This is a genomic window from Phycicoccus ginsengisoli (assembly GCF_054779295.1).
In genome coordinates this window covers 406,062-419,723 of the sequence record NZ_BAAGYN010000002.1, presented here as the reverse complement: position 1 = coordinate 419,723, position 13,662 = coordinate 406,062, and the positions used below count along the sequence as shown (strand labels likewise).

Sequence of the window (13,662 nt, the reverse complement as noted above, 5' to 3'; positions counted from 1 at the left end):
GAGCGGTACCTCACCGGGGTCGAGGAGACGCGACACGCTGAAGCAGCGCGGCTGCGGTCAGCGTGTCGCGTCCCCTCGACGCGGACCCCTCAGACCTGGCGGCGGGACTCCACGGCCTCGAGGACCTCGGCGACGGCCTCGGCCACCGGGACACCGTTCTTCTGCGAGCCGTCGCGGTAGCGGAACGAGACGGCCCCCTTGGACCGGTCCTCCTCGCCCGCGATGAGCACGAAGGGCACCTTGGACTTGCTGGCGTTGCGGATCTTCTTCGGGAACCGGTCGTCGCTGTCGTCGACCTCGACGCGGATCCCCTTGGCGCGCAGCTGGTCCGCGACCTCGTGGAGGTACTCGGAGTACTCCTCGGCGACGGGGATCCCGGTGACCTGGACGGGCGACAGCCAGGGTGGGAAGGCACCGGCGTAGTGCTCGACGAGCACCCCGATGAACCGCTCGATCGACCCGAACTTGGCCGAGTGGATCATGACCGGCTGCTGCCGGGTGCCGTCGGCGGCCTGGTACTCCAGCTCGAACCGGGCCGGCTGGCTGAAGTCGTACTGGATCGTCGACATCTGCCAGGTGCGGCCGATCGCGTCGCGGGCCTGCACCGAGATCTTCGGGCCGTAGAAGGCCGCGCCACCCGGGTCGGCCACGAGCTCGAGGCCGCTTCCGTCGGCCACCTCCTGCAGGATCGCGGTCGCCTCGGCCCACTCCTCGTCGGTGCCGATGAACTTGTCCGGCTTGCTGTCGTCCCGGGTCGACAGCTCGAGGTAGTAGTCGTCGAGCCCGAAGTCGCGCAGCAGCGACAGCACGAAGTCGAGCAGGTGCCGGACCTCGTCGGGCGCGCCCTCCTTGGTGACGTAGGAGTGGCTGTCGTCCTGGGTGATCATCCGCACGCGGGTCAGGCCCGACAGCACACCCGACTTCTCGTCGCGGTAGACGGTGCCGAACTCGAAGAACCGCAGCGGGAGCTCGCGGTAGGACCGGCCGCGCGACTTGTAGATGAGGTTGTGGATCGGGCAGTTCATCGCCTTGAGGCGGTAGTTCTGCCCGTCGACGTCCATGGGCGGGAACATGCCCTGGGAGTAGTACGGCAGGTGGCCCGAGGTGTAGAAGAGCTCCTCGCGGCTGATGTGCGGCGACCCGACGTAGCTGAAGCCCTCCTCGAGGTGCCGGCGCCGGACGTAGTCCTCCATCTCCCGCTTGATGACCCCGCCCTTGGGGTGGAACACCGGGAGTCCCGCCCCGAGGACCTCGGGGAAGGAGTAGAGGTCGAGCTCGGCACCGAGCCTGCGGTGGTCGCGCTTCTCGGCCTCGGCGAGCCGGTCGAGGTAGGCCTTGAGGTCGTCCTTGGTCGGCCAGGCGGTGCCGTAGATCCGCTGCAGCTGCGGTTTCTTCTCGCTGCCGCGCCAGTAGGCGCCGCCGCTTCGCATCAGCTTGAACGCGTTGCCCAGGACCTTGGTGCTGGGCACGTGCGGGCCGCGGCACAGGTCGCCCCAGGCGCGCGAGCCGTCACGACGGATGTTGTCGTAGATGGTGAGCTGGGCTCCCCCGACCTCGACCGACGCGCCCTCGGCTGCCTCCTCGACGTCGCCGGACGCACCGCCCTTGAGCCCGATCAGCTCGATCTTGTAGGGCTCGTCGGCGAGCTCGACGGCCGCCGCCTCGTCGCTCACCTCGCGCCGCACGAAGGTCTGCCCCTCGTTGACGATGCGCTGCATGACCTTCTCGAGGGCCTTGAGGTCGTCGGGGCTGAACGGCTCCTCGACGTCGAAGTCGTAGTAGAAGCCGTCGCGCACGGGCGGCCCGATCCCGAGCCGAGCCTTCGGGTTGACCTCCTGCACGGCCTGCGCGAGGACATGGGCGGCGCTGTGCCGCAGCACGTCGAGCCCGTCCTGCTCCTGGGCGGTCACCGGCTCGACGGTGTCGCCGTCGGCGAGGACGTGCGCGAGGTCGCGCAGCTCGCCGTTGACCCGGGCGACGAGCACGGCCCGGTCGCCATCGAAGAGCTCGGCCGCAGTCGTCTGCTCCGGCACCGATCGCTCGCTCCCGGCGACGTGGACGGTGATCTCGGCAGGCACGCTGGCTTCTCCTCGGGTGGGTGGTGCGGTGCGGTGCTTCGGGTGTGCCGTGCGCGCACCTGGACGCGCGGCCTCCCGATGCTATCCGCCGGGCGGAAAAGGACGCGCGTGAGTATCGGCGCGCGGCATACCGTCGCGGCATGGACCTGGAGATCGTCACCCTCGCCGAGCGCCCGGACCTGGCCGAGCGCCTGTGGGACTTCGACGACCTGTGGCCGCGGTTCATGCAGCAGGACCCGATCGGGGACCTCTTCTACTCCCGGACGGCGAGCACGTATGCCGAGTACACCCTCCTCGCGTTCGACCGTGCCGAGCCGGGTGGCCGGCCGGTGGCCCGGTCGTGCGCGATCCCGTTCGCGATGGGCCCGGACCTCGACCGCTCCGAGCTGCCGGAGGACGGCTGGGACGGCGTCATCCGCTGGGCCTGGCTCGACGAGGTGGCGGGCCGGGAGCCGACGCACGTGTCCGCCCTCGAGGTCGCCATCCGCCCTGACCTGCGCGGCACGGGGCTGGCGGCCGTGCTCCTGGAGGCCAAGCGGGCCAACGCCGCACGGCTCGGCTTCGCCGAGCTCGTCGCCCCGGTGCGCCCGAGCGGCAAGCACCTCGAGCCCCGGACCTCGATGCGCGAGTATGCCGCGCGCACCCGGCCGGACGGCCTGCCGCAGGACCCGTGGCTGCGGCTGCACGTGCGGGTCGGCGCCGAGGTGGTCGCCGTGTGCCCCCGGGCGATGACCATCTCCGGGACCCTCGCGCAGTGGCGCGAGTGGACCGGTATGCCGTTCGACTCCACCGGCGACGTCGTCGTCCCCGGGGCGCTGAACCCGGTGCACTGCGACGTCACCCACGACCACGCGGTCTACGTCGAGCCCGGGGTCTGGGTGCGCCACCACCTCCGCTGAGCGCGTGCCACCGGCCGCTGGTAGACAGGTCGCATGCGCGTCGTCATCGCCGGTGGACACGGTCAGATCGCCCTCCTGCTCGAGAAGCGCCTCGCCGACGCGGGCCACGACCCGGTCGCGCTGGTGCGCAACCCCGACCACGAGCCGGACGTCCACGCGGCCGGCGCCACGCCCGTCGTGCTCGACCTGGAGTCCGCGTCGGTCACCGATGTCACCCACGTGCTCCGGGGCGCCGACGCCGTCGTGTTCGCCGCCGGGGCCGGCCCCGGGAGCACGGCGGAGCGCAAGGACACCGTCGACCGTGCCGGCGCGGTGCTGCTCGCCGACGCCGCCTCGGCCGCCGGCGTGGCCCGGTACGTCATGGTCTCCTCGATGGGCACCGACCGGGCCGACCCGACCTCCGACGACGTGTTCCAGGTCTACCTGCGCGCGAAGGCCGCGGCCGACGCCGACCTGCGCGGCCGCTCCGACCTGGTCTGGACGATCGTCCGACCAGGGCGCCTCACCGACGACGCCCCCACCGGCCGGGTCACCGTCGGCGCCGCCCTGCCCAGCGGGTCGATCCCCCGGGCCGACGTCGCCGACGTGCTGCTCGCCGCGCTGGAGAGCCCTGCCGCCGACCGCCGGCAGTTCGACGTCGTGGCCGGTGACACCCCAGTGCGGGACGCCGTGGCGTCGCTCATCACGCTCGGCTGATGCCGCCCGGTGCAGCACCACCCGAGCTGCGGCTCGAGCGGGTCGACTTCCTCGACCCCCGTGTCCGGCGGCTCGTCGATGAGGTGCAGGCCCACTACGTCACCATCTACGGCGGGCCGGACGACTCCCCGGTGGACGCCCGGGAGTTCGCCGCGCCCCTGGGCTGCTTCCTGCTCGGCAGTGTCGGCGGGGAGCCGGTCGCCATGGGCGGGTGGCGGATGCGGCCCGAGCTCACCGACGTGGTCGGCGGTCGCAGCGCGGAGGTGAAGCGGATGTACGTCGCGGACTCGGCCCGGCGGCAGGGCCACGCCCGGCGCGTCCTCGGCGCGCTGGAGCAGACGGCGCGCGAGGCAGGTGCCGAGCTCCTCGTCCTCGAGACCGGCACGATGCAGCCCGAGGCGATCGCCCTCTACGAGGCCGCCGGCTACACCCCGACCGTGGCCTTCGGCCACTACGCCGACTCCGCGCTGGCCCGCTACTACGCCAAGCGCCTCTGACCCGGTCCGTCAGGAGCGGGTGAACGTCAGGGTCAGGTGGCGCACGGAGTGGTCCTTCGCCGAGCGCAGGCCGGCCACGACCGGCTCCGAGCGGTCGTCGACGACCAGCTCGACGGTGCTCGGCAGCAGCAGCGGCTTGGCGAACCACACCTGCGACGTGCCCGGGCCGGTGACGCCGGGACCGAGGGCGGCCAGGGTGCGCGCGGCCGTCCACATGCCGTGGGCGATGGCGCGGGGGAAGCCCATCGCGCGGGCGGTCAGCGGGTGCAGGTGGATCGGGTTGACGTCACCGGACACGGCGGCATACGCCCGGCCCTGCCCCTCGGGCACGCGCAGGACGGCAGCCGGCGCGCGGTCGGGAAGCGCAGGAGCCGGCGCCGGCTCGGCACCGGACCGGTCCCGCGCGCCAGCGGTGGCGGGACCTCCCCGGCGCAGGTAGGTGCTGCGGCCCTCCCAGACCCGCTCGCCGCCGACGTCGACCTCGGTGACGAGGTCGACGAGACGGCCCTTGGCATGCGGCCGGAGGTCCTCGGCCCGGACGGCGACGTCCAGCCGGTCGTCGGCGGCGAGCCGCCGGTGGACGGTGATGGTGTTCTCGAGGTGGACCAGCCCGGGAAGGGGGAGCGGGAACGCACGGTCGGCCATGAGGGCCACCTGCAGCGGGAACCCCAGCACGTGCGGGTAGGTGTGCGGCAGGTCGTCGGACCCGCCGAATCCGCACACCCGCTGGTACCCCAGCAGGTGGTCCCGGTCGACGGTGACACCCTCCCGGCGAACCACGGTCGACGGCAGGGCTCCCCCGCGCCCGCGAGCGGTCAGGGCTGCCCTGGCGAACAGCGGTGCGAGGGAGGGCGACTCGCCCAGGGTCACGTCGGCCACGTCACGCCCCCAGCAGGCTCTGGCCGCAGACGCGCACCACGTTCCCGGTGACGCCCGCGTTGGCGTCCTGGCTGAACCACGCGATCGTCTCCGCGACGTCGACCGGCAGGCCGCCCTGGCTGAGCGAGTTGAGCAGCCGCCCGACCTCGCGCGTCGCGAACGGCACCTTGGCCGTCATCTCGGTCTCGATGAAGCCCGGCGCGACCGCGTTGACGGTGATGCCGCGCCGCCGCAGGTCGTCGTCCGCGGACAGGGCGTCGACGAGGCCGATGACACCCGCCTTGGATGCCGCGTAGTTGGTCTGGCCGCGGTTGCCCGCGATCCCGGCGATCGAGGACACGAGGACGACGTGGCCCCCGTCGCGGATGCCGCCGTCGCCCAGCAGGACCTCGTTCATCCTCAGGATGGAGCCGAGGTTCACGTCGAGCACCGATGCCCAGCGCGGCTCGTCCAGGTTGGCCAGCAGCTTGTCGCGCGTGATCCCCGCGTTGTGGACCACGATGTCGAGGCCACCGTGCCGCGTCGTCGCGTGGTCGAGGATGCGACGGCCCGCGTCCGGGGCCGTCACGTCGACCTGCAGGGCGGTGCCACCCACCCGGTTCGCGGTGCGGGCCAGCGCGTCACCGGCGGCCGGGACGTCGACGCAGACGACCGTGGCACCGTCGCGGGCGAGGACGTCGGCGATGGACGCCCCGATCCCGCGGGCGGCGCCGGTGACGACCGCCACCTTGCCGGCCAGCGGGGCCCGCCAGTCCTCGGGCATTGTGGGGGCACCCGCACCGACCCGGACCACCTGGCCGTCGACGTAGGCCGAGCGGCCGGACAGCAGGAACCGGATCGTGGCGTCGGTGTTGGCGTCCGCGTCGTCGGCCACGAGGACGAGGTTGGCAGTGGCCCCGGCCCGCAGCTCCTTGCCGATCGAGCGGGTGATGCCCTCGAGGGCACGACGGGCAGCAGCCTGGGGGAACCCCTTGGCCTCCTTGGGGTCCCGCCCCACGACCACCACGCGACCACTGGGCTGGAGCCGCCTGAGTGCCGGGGCGACCAGCGCCCGCAGCGACTCGAGGTCGGCCGGGTCCTCGACGGCGGTGAGGTCTGCGACGACCGCGCCCACGCGGTGGTCCGGGGCCACCTCGTCGACCGTCTCGACGCCCGCGCTCTCGAGCAGCGACCGGACGCGCTCCGCCACCGGGGTCGCGCCGAGCCCCCCGACGAGGACCGGACCGTCGACGAGGGGCGCCTCCACGGCATACCGGCGCAGGCGCACCGGGCGCGGCAGCCCGAGCTGGGCGGCGAGCTTCTTCCCGATGGGGTTCTGCACGAACCCCGCGTACGCGCCGGCCACGTCAGGCCGCCTCGAGGATCGCCATGACACCCTGCCCACCGGCCGCGCAGATCGAGATCAGGCCACGGGAGCCGGATCCCCTCTCGTGCAACGACTTCGCGAGCGAGGCGACGATGCGACCACCGGTGGCCGCGAACGGGTGGCCGGCCGCGAGGGACGAGCCGTTGACGTTGAGGCGAGACCGGTCGAGCTCACCGACCGGCGCGTCGAGGCCGAGCCGGTCGCGGCAGAACTGCTCGCTCTCCCAGGCCGCGAGCGTCGTCAGGACGGTGGCGGCGAAGGCCTCGTGGATCTCGACGAGGTCGAAGTCCTGGAGCTTCATGCCCTGGCGTGCGAGCAGCACCGGGAGGGCGTAGGCCGGCGCCATGAGCAGGCCCTCGTGCCCGGTGACGTAGTCGACGGCCGCGGTCTGCGCGTCGACCACGTGGGCCAGGACCGGCAGCCCGCGCTCGGCAGCCCACTCGTCGCTCCCCAGCAGCACCACCGAGGCGCCGTCGGTGAGCGGCGTCGAGTTGCCCGCGGTCATGGTGGCGTCCGGGCCCTTGCCGAAGACCGGCTGGAGGCCCGCGAGCTTCTCGACGGTGGAGTCGGCCCGCAGGTTCTGGTCGCGGGTGAGGCCGTGGAAGGGCGTCATCAGGTCGTCGAAGAACCCGCGCTCGTAGGCCGCGGCGAGGTTGCGGTGCGAGGCCGCGGCGAGCTCGTCCTGCGCCTCGCGGGTGATGCCCCACTGCGCTGCCGTCTGGGCCATGTGCTCGCCCATCGACAGCCCGGTGCGCGGCTCGACGTTCTGCGGGATGGCGGGCACGAGGTGGCCGGGCCGCAGTCCGGCGAGGGCCTTCGCCCGCTGCGCGGGGGTCTTGGCCCGGTTGGCCGCCAGGAGGGTCTGGCGCAGGCCCTCGCTGACGGCGATCGGTGCGTCGGACGCCGTGTCCGTGCCGCCGGCGATGCCCGACTCGACCTGTCCGAGCGCGATCTTGTTGGCGACCAGGATGGCCGCCTCGAGGCCGGTGCCGCACGCCTGCTGCACGTCGTAGGCCGGCGTGGTGGGGGCGAGGCTCGAGCCGAGCACCGACTCGCGGGTGAGGTTGAAGTCCCGGCTGTGCTTGAGCACGGCGCCCGCCGCGACCTCCCCCACCTGCTCCCCCGCGAGGCCGTGCCGGGCGACGAGGCCCTCGAGGGCGGCGGTGAGCATGTCCTGGTTCGAGGCGCGCGCGTAGGCGCCGTTGGCACGGGCGAACGGGATGCGGTTGCCACCGATGACGGCGGCGCGGCGCGGGCTGCGGGAGGCGGCCACGGGTACTCCTCAGGGTCGGCAGGGTGCACCGTCGCCGGTGCGGGAGGTAACTGATACCGACGGTAGCAGGTACGAACAGTACCTGCTACCGTCCGGAGGCATGAGCACCTCGACCGACGGCCGCAGCACCCGCTGGGACGCCCACCGCGCCACCCGCCGGCGAGAGCTCGTCGAGGCGACCCTGCGCGCCATCCGCCAGCACGGCGCCGGAGTGGGGATGGACGAGATCGCCGCGACGGCCGGCACCTCCAAGACCGTCGTCTACCGCCACTTCACCGACCGCCAGGGCCTGTATGCCGCGGTGTGCGAGAGCGTGGACGCCCTCATCCTGCGCGACCTGGAGCGTGCGCTCGGCGCCTCGAGCGGCGAGGACCTGGGCACCGTCGAGGCCTCCCCCCGAGCGCTCATCGCGGCGGCGATCGACTCCTACCTCCTGCTCGTCGAGCGCGACCCCGAGGTCTACCGCTTCGTCGTCACCGCCCCCCTGCTCGACACACCGGCCGGCGGCGACCCGGCCGGGCCCGTGACCAGCCACATCGCCGAGCGGCTGGCGACCGTCGTCTCCGAGGCCCTGCGCGCCGCCGGGCGCGACGACCGCGCCGCCGCCGTCTGGGCCGCGGGGCTCGTCGGCATGGTCCGCGCCGCCGCCGACCAGTGGCTCACTGACCCCGGCTCGATGCCGCGGGACGAGCTCACCGACCACCTGACCGACCTCGCCTGGAGCGGGCTGGCGTCCGCCTGGACCTCACAGGAGCCACGATGACCGACCTCACGACCGAGCTGCGCCACGTCCTCGACGGGCGCTGGGCCGCGATCAAGCAGGAGCTGCGCGACGACCCCGACCCCGAGCGGTTCGCCCCGCCGCGCGAGGAGCTGACGATGGAGCAGTACCGCGCCCGGGTGGCCGAGCAGGTGCAGCACATCGCGGCGACGGGCCACCCCGCCCGCGGCTTCCCGAAGGAGGCCGGAGGCAACGGCGACCTCGGCGGCTCGGTCACCGCGTTCGAGATGCTCGGCCACGCCGACCTGTCGACCATGGTCAAGGCCGGGGTCCACTGGGGCCTCTTCGGTGGCGCGGTGGCCAACCTCGGCACCGAACGCCACCACACGGCATACCTCCCCTCGATCATCGACGGCACGCTCCCCGGCTGCTTCGCGATGACCGAGACCGGGCACGGCTCCGACGTCCAGTCGCTCGGCACGACGGCGACCTACGACCCCGACACCGACGAGCTGGTCGTGCACACGCCCACCCCGGCGGCGCGCAAGGACTACATCGGCGGGGCGGCGCGGGACGGCCGGATGGCCGCGGTCTTCGCCCAGCTCGTCACCGGCGAGGAGACCCACGGGGTGCACTGCGTCCTCGTGCCGATCCGCGACGAGTCGGGTGCGCCGATGCCTGGGGTCACGATCGACGACTGCGGCGCCAAGGCGGGCCTCCCCGGCGTCGACAACGGCCGGCTCACCTTCGACCACGTGCGCGTGCCCCGGACCAACCTGCTCGGCCGCTACGGCGACATCGACGAGCGCGGCACCTACTCCTCCCCCATCGCCAACCCCACCCGGCGCTTCTTCACGATGCTCGGCACGCTGGTGCGTGGCCGGATCAGTGTCGCCGGGGCTGCCGGCGCCGCCACCCGCACGGCCCTGGCCCTCGCGGTGACGTATGCCGGGCACCGGCGCCAGTTCGGGCCCCCGCAGACGCAGGAGGAGGTCCTGCTGCTGGACTACCGGACCCACCAGCGCAAGCTGCTGCCGGCGCTGGCGAAGTCCTACGCCCTGCAGCTGGCCCAGAACGGCCTCGTGTCGTTCATGCACGACGTGCAGACCGCCGGAGACGCCGTCGACGAGCTCGACCAGCGCCAGCTCGAGGCGCGTGCCGCCGGGCTCAAGGCTGTCTCCACCGCACATGCCACTGCCACGATCCAGGTGTGCCGGGAGGCGTGCGGTGGTGCGGGCTACCTCGCCGTCAACCGGCTCCCGGCGCTCAAGGCCGACACCGACGTGTTCACGACGTTCGAGGGCGACAACACCGTCCTGCTGCAGCTCGTCGCCAAGGGCCTGCTCACCGACTACCGCGACGCGTTCGGCGACCTCGACACCCTCGGCATGGTGCGGTTCGGCGCGCGGCAGTTCGCCGGGGTCGTCCTCGAGCGGACCGCCGCGCGCGGGCTCGTCCAGCGGCTGGTGGCCGCGGCGCCGGGGCGCGACCGCGAGAAGGGACCGACCGACCGCGGCTGGCAGCTCGCCCTCGTCGAGGACCGTGAGCGGCACCTGCTCGAGACGCTGGCGCTGCGGCTGCGCAGGGCCGGCAAGCCCGGTGCGGACCTGTTCGCGGTCTTCAACGACTGCCAGGACCACGTCGTGGAGGCGGCCCGGGCGCACGTCGACCGGCTCGTGCTCGAGTCGTTCGTCGCCGCCATCGACGGCTGCGAGGACTCCGCGGCGGCCTCGATGCTGGGGACGGTGTGCGACCTGTACGCGCTGTCGATGATCGAGGCCGACAAGGGCTGGTACCTCGAGCACGGGCGGATCACCCCGGCCCGCAGCAAGCAGGTCACGGCGGCGGTCAACGACCTGTGCGCGCAGCTGCGGCCGCACGCGCAGACGCTCGTCGACGCGTTCGGCATCCCCGAGACCTGGCTCGCCACCGAGCTCACTGCGCCCGCCTGAGGCGTGGGGCCCGCCTGAGGCGTGGGGCGCGCCTGAGGCGTGGGGCGCGCCTGAGGCCTAGGGACCGCCTGAGGTGTGGCGCCCCGGTCAGGCGCCGGGGCGCAGGAGGGTCCGGCCGTCGTCGGTGACGGTCCAGAACGGGTTGTGCGCGACCTCCCAGGGGTGGCCGTCGGGGTCGAGGAAGACGCCGGAGTAGCCGCCCCACGGCGTCGGTGCCCCGGACCGCCCGATCGTCCCGCCGGCCTCGGCCGCCTCGGCCAGGACCGCGTCGACCTCCTCGGGCGAGCGCAGGTTGAGCGCCAGCGTGACGCCGCCCCAGCCACCTATGTCCTCGACCACCGAGTCGGCCGCGAGCTCCTCGCGGGACCACAGGGCAAACACCATGCCGCCGCACTGGAAGAAGGCGACCTCCGGTTCCTCGTTGCCCCTGCGCCAGCCGAGCGCCGAGTAGAACCGCTCGGCCCGCTCGAGGTCGCTGACCCCGAGGGTCACCAGCGAGACGCGCTGCTCCACGACGACCGCCCTCTCGTCCTCAGGCCGGTGGTGCCGGCCTCAGGCCTGCCACCACGGGCGGAGCGGGAGCCCGGCGTCACCCTTGTCGCCGACCTCGACTGCGAGCACCTGGTGCAGCTGGACGACGTTGCGGTCGAAGCCGAGCCGCGACCCAGCCATGTACAGGCCCCACACGCGGGCCGTGGCCTCGCCGACCTCCGCGACGCACTCGTCCCAGTTCTGCTCGAGGTAGGCGCACCAGCCAGCGAGCGTCTTCGCGTAGTGCTCGCGCAGGTTCTCCTCGTGCCGCACCTCCATCCCGATGTCCTGGATGGAGCTGATGATCGTGCCCGAGCCGGTGAGCTCGCCGTCGGGGAAGACGTACCGGTCGATGAACGCGCCGGTCGGCGTGCGCTTGTTGTCGGGGCGGGTGATGCAGTGGTTGAGCAGCAGTCCGCCGGGACGCAGCCGGGACTTGATGAACCGGAAGTACGACGGGTAGTTCTTCACGCCGATGTGCTCGGTCAGGCCGATCGAGGACACCGCGTCGAAGCCCGTCTCCGGGATGTCGCGGTAGTCGCTGAACCGCACCTCGGCCAGGTCCTGCAGTCCCTCACGGCGGATCGCCTCCTGCGCCCACTGGGCCTGCTCGCGCGACAGGGTGGCGCCGATGACGCGCACGCCGCGCCGCGCGGCATACCGGACCATCCCGCCCCAGCCGCAGCCGATGTCGAGCAGGCGGTCGCCCTCCTTGAGCCGCAGCTTGTCGAAGACGAGGCGGTACTTGTTCTCCTGCGCCTCCTCCAGCGTCGCGTCCTCGGTCGGGAAGCAGGCGCAGGTGTAGGTCATCGACGGCCCGAGGACCATCTCGTAGAACCGGTTGGACACGTCGTAGTGGTGGTGGATCGCCTCGGCGTCGCGGGTCTTGCTGTGCCGCAGGCCTTCTGCGACCCGGCGCCAGCGGGGCAGCGCCTCCTGCGGCGGGGGCGGCGGCGGCTTGAGCAGGTCGACGCCGAGCGAGCGCGCGATGGTGGCGGCCGTGCGCGGCGACGGCATCGAGAAGTGCAGGTCGCCCATCGCGGCGAGCAGCGGGTAGGGGTCACCGGGGTGGACGCCGTGCAGGTCGAGGTCGCCCGCGACGTACGCGCGCGCCATGCCGAGGTCGCCGGGGGCCGTCGCGATGTAGCTGGCGCCGCGCGGGGTCTTGAGGTGCAGCCCGTAGGGCGCGTCCTCGGGCCCGGTGGCCGAGCCGTCGTAGGCCGTGAAGCGCAACGGGACCTCGCCGCGGGTCACCGCGTCGAGGATCTGCGCCATGGAGAGGCGCTCCGCCGTCGCGGCGTCGTGCCGGTTGGTCTTGAGGATCGTCACTTGCGTCGCACCGCCTTGGAGTAGAGGTCGAGGAGCCGGGAGTCGGGGTCGTAGCGCTGTTTCACGCCCCCGTAGTCGTCGCCGCCGTAGAGCCGCCAGAAGGTCTCCTCGTCGTAGTACGCGTCGGAGTACAGCGACTTGTGCCCGTCGAGGCGGGTGACCTCGTCCTCGACCAGGCGGTTGGTGTGGCCGGGGTCGGACGGGTCCCGCGGGACGCTGGACCAGAAGCCGACGTTGACGTAGAGCTCGCCGGGCTGCAGCGGGTACAGCGGCCACGAGCCACGGGTCTGCACGGGGCACAGCCAGATCGGCTCGATCGGGACCTCGCGCAGGAACCAGTGCAGGAACTCGGCCGTGCGGCCCAGCGGCACCTCGACGTCCTGGACCACGCGCTCACGGGGCGGGCGGCCCTTGCGGGCCTCGAGCCGGTCGGCGAGGTCATACCGGTGGTCGAGCGCGATGAGCTTCCAGTAGAAGGAGCTCCGCCGGTAGCGGCGGGGCCAGACGCGGCGGATCCGCGGGTCCTGGGCGCCGAACGCGCGGCTGCACCAGAACCAGTCGGTGTCCCAGCGCCAGAGGTAGTCGTGGATCGTGAGCCGGTCGACCTTCGGCACGGGAGAGTCGTGCTGGATCGAGCGGTAGTAGACCTGCTGGCCGGTGTAGTCGCTGACCGGGCCCGGCGCGGCGGTGCGGCGGCCGAGGGTGAGGTAGGACTCGGTGGCGGAGAACACGACGCCGTCGAGGTAGTCGACCCCCACACCGTCGTACTCACCACTCGCGGCGATGTCGCCGATCGCCGCCACGAGCGTCTCGAGGTCGTGGAAGCGCACGTGCCGCAGCTCGACCCAGGGATCGACCGGCTCGAGCGCGATCCGCAGCCGCGTGGCGTAGCCGAGCGTGCCGTAGGAGTTGGGGAAGGCGTGGAAGAGGTCGGCGTGCTCGCCCTCGGGCCGGGCGGTGACGACCTCGCCGGCGCCGGTGAGCACATCCATCTCGAGGACCGACTCGTGCGGCAGGCCGGAGCGGAACGACGTCGACTCGATGCCGAGGCCCGTGACGGCCCCGCCGAGGGTGATGGTCTTGAGCTGCGGGACGACCAGCGGGACGAGCCCGTGCGGCAGCGTGGCGTCGACGAGGTCCTCGTACGTGCACATGCCCTGCACGTCGGCGGTCCGCGCGACCGGGTCGACCCCGAGGACGCCGCCGAGCCCGCTCACGTCCAGGCCCGGTGCCGAGGTGGCGGCCCTGGCACGGAACAGGTTCGAGGTCTTCTTGGCCAGCCGCACCGGTGCGCCCGGCGGGATGGCGGCGTAGCTCGCCAGCAGCCGCTCGACCGCCTGCTCGTGGGCGACGCGCGGGTCGTCCCCGTCCCGGACGCCCCGCCCCTGACCCTCCTCGACGCGCACAGCCACGCAGCGACCTTATGCCGTCGCCTCGCGCG

At 73.0% G+C, this 13,662-nt stretch carries 12 protein-coding genes; 5 read left to right on the top strand and 7 right to left on the bottom strand.

Annotated elements, in window-relative coordinates; translation table 11 throughout:
- Positions 1–89 precede the first annotated feature (89 nt).
- The gene (gene thrS, locus ACYVDO_RS04615; RefSeq protein WP_460933191.1) at positions 90–2,078 is read right to left on the bottom strand and encodes a threonine--tRNA ligase; all 1,989 of its coding nucleotides are present in this window, start codon (positions 2,076–2,078) and stop codon (positions 90–92) included.
- A 140-nt stretch (positions 2,079–2,218) separates the two neighbouring features.
- Here thrS and ACYVDO_RS04610 point away from each other — a divergent pair, with 140 nt between their 5' ends.
- Genes ACYVDO_RS04610 through ACYVDO_RS04600 form a run of 3 tightly spaced genes read left to right on the top strand, consistent with a single transcriptional unit; the run spans position 2,219 to position 4,170 of the window.
- Entirely contained in the window at positions 2,219–2,977 is a 759-nt protein-coding gene (locus ACYVDO_RS04610) for an N-acetyltransferase (RefSeq protein ID WP_460933189.1), read from the top strand.
- Between the two features lie 33 nt (positions 2,978–3,010).
- Positions 3,011–3,673, top strand: coding sequence for an SDR family oxidoreductase (locus ACYVDO_RS04605; protein WP_460933187.1), 663 nt, complete (start codon positions 3,011–3,013; stop codon positions 3,671–3,673).
- Positions 3,673–4,170: a GNAT family N-acetyltransferase gene (locus ACYVDO_RS04600; protein ID WP_460933185.1), complete on the top strand. Its 498-nt coding sequence runs from the start codon at positions 3,673–3,675 to the stop codon at positions 4,168–4,170. The genes ACYVDO_RS04605 and ACYVDO_RS04600 overlap by 1 nt, the downstream gene beginning before the upstream one ends.
- Before the next feature lie 9 nt (positions 4,171–4,179).
- Here the strand turns inward: ACYVDO_RS04600 and ACYVDO_RS04595 are convergent, their stop codons facing one another.
- The 3 genes from ACYVDO_RS04595 to ACYVDO_RS04585 are packed head-to-tail and all read right to left on the bottom strand — an operon-like array spanning position 4,180 to position 7,688.
- A complete protein-coding gene (locus ACYVDO_RS04595) occupies positions 4,180–5,049 on the bottom strand; it encodes a MaoC/PaaZ C-terminal domain-containing protein (protein WP_460933183.1) in 870 nt (289 codons plus the stop codon).
- A gap of 1 nt (position 5,050) precedes the next feature.
- Positions 5,051–6,394 (bottom strand): 3-oxoacyl-ACP reductase, encoded by a 1,344-nt coding sequence (locus tag ACYVDO_RS04590; RefSeq protein WP_460933181.1) that lies wholly within the window; start codon positions 6,392–6,394, stop codon positions 5,051–5,053.
- A 1-nt stretch (position 6,395) separates the two neighbouring features.
- Positions 6,396–7,688: an acetyl-CoA C-acetyltransferase gene (locus tag ACYVDO_RS04585; protein WP_460933179.1), complete on the bottom strand. Its 1,293-nt coding sequence runs from the start codon at positions 7,686–7,688 to the stop codon at positions 6,396–6,398.
- Positions 7,689–7,788: 100 nt separating this feature from the next.
- Here ACYVDO_RS04585 and ACYVDO_RS04580 point away from each other — a divergent pair, with 100 nt between their 5' ends.
- Entirely contained in the window at positions 7,789–8,451 is a 663-nt protein-coding gene (locus ACYVDO_RS04580; protein ID WP_460933177.1) for a TetR family transcriptional regulator, read from the top strand.
- On the top strand, positions 8,448–10,361 hold the full coding sequence (locus ACYVDO_RS04575; RefSeq protein WP_460933175.1) for an acyl-CoA dehydrogenase family protein: 1,914 nt from the start codon (positions 8,448–8,450) through the stop codon (positions 10,359–10,361). Before ACYVDO_RS04580 ends, ACYVDO_RS04575 begins: the two co-directional genes overlap by 4 nt.
- A gap of 87 nt (positions 10,362–10,448) precedes the next feature.
- On the opposite strand, the gene ACYVDO_RS04570 is transcribed toward ACYVDO_RS04575, so the two are convergent.
- Genes ACYVDO_RS04570 through ACYVDO_RS04560 form a run of 3 tightly spaced genes read right to left on the bottom strand, consistent with a single transcriptional unit; the run spans position 10,449 to position 13,633 of the window.
- Positions 10,449–10,874: a VOC family protein gene (locus tag ACYVDO_RS04570; RefSeq protein ID WP_460933173.1), complete on the bottom strand. Its 426-nt coding sequence runs from the start codon at positions 10,872–10,874 to the stop codon at positions 10,449–10,451.
- Positions 10,875–10,913: 39 nt separating this feature from the next.
- On the bottom strand, positions 10,914–12,221 hold the full coding sequence (locus ACYVDO_RS04565; RefSeq protein ID WP_460933171.1) for a class I SAM-dependent methyltransferase: 1,308 nt from the start codon (positions 12,219–12,221) through the stop codon (positions 10,914–10,916).
- Positions 12,218–13,633, bottom strand: coding sequence for an FAD-binding oxidoreductase (locus ACYVDO_RS04560; RefSeq protein ID WP_460933169.1), 1,416 nt, complete (start codon positions 13,631–13,633; stop codon positions 12,218–12,220). The genes ACYVDO_RS04565 and ACYVDO_RS04560 overlap by 4 nt, the downstream gene beginning before the upstream one ends.
- Positions 13,634–13,662: the final 29 nt, after the last annotated feature.

Excerpts from the sequence above, each read along its gene's own strand:
- ACYVDO_RS04610 (WP_460933189.1), top strand. The coding sequence starts at position 2,219 with ATGGACCTGGAGATCGTCACCCTCGCCGAGCGCCCGGACCTGGCCGAG.
- ACYVDO_RS04605 (WP_460933187.1), top strand. The coding sequence starts at position 3,011 with ATGCGCGTCGTCATCGCCGGTGGACACGGTCAGATCGCCCTCCTGCTC.
- ACYVDO_RS04600 (WP_460933185.1), top strand. The coding sequence starts at position 3,673 with ATGCCGCCCGGTGCAGCACCACCCGAGCTGCGGCTCGAGCGGGTCGAC.
- ACYVDO_RS04580 (WP_460933177.1), top strand. The coding sequence starts at position 7,789 with ATGAGCACCTCGACCGACGGCCGCAGCACCCGCTGGGACGCCCACCGC.
- ACYVDO_RS04575 (WP_460933175.1), top strand. The coding sequence starts at position 8,448 with ATGACCGACCTCACGACCGAGCTGCGCCACGTCCTCGACGGGCGCTGG.